Source organism: Nonomuraea antri, from assembly GCF_013283785.1.
Taxonomy (GTDB): Bacteria; Actinomycetota; Actinomycetes; order Streptosporangiales; family Streptosporangiaceae; genus Nonomuraea; species Nonomuraea antri.
The window spans coordinates 1-2,133 of sequence record NZ_JABCPZ010000492.1 but is presented as its reverse complement, the minus strand read 5'-3'; the positions used below and the strand labels follow the sequence as shown (position 1 = coordinate 2,133).

Annotated in this window: 2 protein-coding genes; both read right to left on the bottom strand. The window is 69.9% G+C overall.

The features are described from left to right. A partial coding sequence (locus HII36_RS54825) for a cobalamin biosynthesis protein (RefSeq protein WP_173531324.1) occupies positions 1–874 on the bottom strand: 874 nt, incomplete at its 3' end. A gap of 262 nt (positions 875–1,136) precedes the next feature. Next, positions 1,137–1,919: a phosphotransferase gene (locus HII36_RS54820; protein WP_173531323.1), complete on the bottom strand. Its 783-nt coding sequence runs from the start codon at positions 1,917–1,919 to the stop codon at positions 1,137–1,139. Positions 1,920–2,133 lie beyond the last annotated feature (214 nt).

Here is a 2,133-nt window from a genome sequence, read left to right as displayed (position 1 = left end):
CCGCCACCCCCACCGCCCGCGTCAGGCGGACCGCTCGCCGGATGTCCTTCACCTCCGGCTTCGGCCCGTCACCCATGGTGGGCCGGTGCTCGGTCCGCGCGCCGTACACATTCGTCCCGCCCAGCGTGACCCCCAGCGCACCGGCGAACGCCGACTCGCAGCGGCCCGCGTTCGGGCTGGGGTGGCGGTGCCCGTCCCGGCGCAGGACGGCCAGCGCCCGCGCGGGATCAGGCCCGGTCGCCACGGTGAGCAGTCCGGTGAGCCTGGCGGGCACGTAGTTGGCCACGTCGTCCAGCCGCGCCGCCGCCCAGCCGAACTGCTCGTAGCGCGGCGAACGGTGGCCGATCATCGCGTCCAGCGTGTTGATCGCCCGGTACGCCAGCAGCCCAGGCACCCCCGCCACGGCCCCCCAGAACAGCGGCGCCACGACCGCGTCGGAGGTGTTCTCGGCCAGCGACTCCACGGTGGCCCTGGCCAGTTCGGGAGCCTCCAGCCCGGACGGGTCGCGTCCGCACAGATGGGGGAGTCTGGCCCGGGCCTTGGCCAGGTCGCCGGCTTCCAGCGCGGTGGCCAGGTAGGTCCCTTCGCGGGCCAGCGTGGTGCCGCCGAGCACGGACCAGGTGGCCAACGCGGTCAGCGCGGTGCGGGCCGCCGGACTGGGGACGCGTTCGGCCAGGATCCCGAGCCCGGCCGCCGCTCCCACGCAGATCGCCACATGTGCCACGCCGTTGGGCTTCGCGGCGCCGTACAGGGATTTTTCCAGCCTCGACGCGGCACGTCCGAAAAGTGCGACCGGGTGCGCGGACGTCTGCGGGTCGGCGAGCACCGCGTCCAACGCGACCCCGAGCGCCAGCCCCCAAGCCCGAGCAGTCACAACCCCCCGACCAGAAGCCCCGAAGACCGGCACCGGGACGAAGGGACGCAAGAAAGCAGACGCCGAGGACAGCGACCACGGCAGAGGCAGGAACCGCGACAAAGACGAGGGCGCAGACGAAGCCGAAGCCAGGGGCGGAGAGGAAGCTGTAGCCAGAGGCGCAGACGAAGCCGAAGCCAGGGTCCGAGACGAAGCTGAAGCCGAAGTCAGGGTCCGAGACGAAGCCGAAGTCAGAAGCGGAGGCGACACGAGCGGGCGGAAATCACACCAGATAGGCATGAAGCTCATCTTCGTGCACATCCAGCCAAGCCGCCGCCCGCCGAATGCGCTGCCCCGCGCCACCCGCCCACATCTTGGCCCAGTTGCCACCACCGCCGGCACGGGCCCGCATGACGTCGTACGAGCGATGAAACCGCACCCTGGCCAGCTCGAGCAGCCGCCGCCGATCGCGGGACGACACCCCGTACGCATCGCAGAACAACCGCAACCGCGCACCGACGTCGAGATCGCGCTGCAGCGGCGGACGGTCGACCGGATCCGCGATGGGCGCCCAGTGCCTGAGTGTGGTGACGATGTCGAACAGCCGTGTCGTCGGCCTGGCAAGGTCGAAGTCGATCAGGGCGACCGGCGATCGATCGCGATAGATGACGTTCTCCGGCGTTAAGTCGCAGTGACCGATGACCTGAGCGGGATCGTCGTCGTTCGACCCGCCTTCCCACCCCTCCGGGCTGAGAGAGAAGCCCTGCGTGGCGTCATGGAACTCGCGCAGCAGCACGGCCAGCCCAGCCAGGAAGTCGTCGCCCGCGCTCGCCAGGCTCATCCCGCAGGACCCGGGCACGTACGTGAGGATCTCCCGCCCGAGCCCGTCGACCCCGACCACCCGCGGCGCGCCCGAGAATCCGGCAGCCTCAAGGTGCCTGAGCAGGGCGTGCACGGCGGGCGTGGCGGGTTTCACAGGCCTGCGCACCGTGTCGCCGACCCGGACCACCCCGTCTGTCACGTCCCCGCCCTGCAGGGGTATCTCATGCAGGAGCGTCGCGACCATGCCACGACAGCTTAGACCCATTCGCGACGTCGCAGCCCGGCGTTTTCCGCCGCGGAGTGTCGTACCGGGATCTTCGTCGCCCGTCACCCTAGTACTACAACCTGATTTCGTGATGATCGGTCAATAGAGTGTGGATCGTGCTTACTTCTCACGATCTTCAGGCTTGGGTGGCGGGACTGGATGCGCTGTTCGCGCGGGTTGCTGGTCGTTTCGG

What these genes read in the sequence shown, in the direction of transcription:
- HII36_RS54820 (WP_173531323.1), bottom strand. Translation starts at nt 1,919, where the DNA reads ATGGTCGCGACGCTCCTGCATGAGATACCCCTGCAGGGCGGGGACGTG.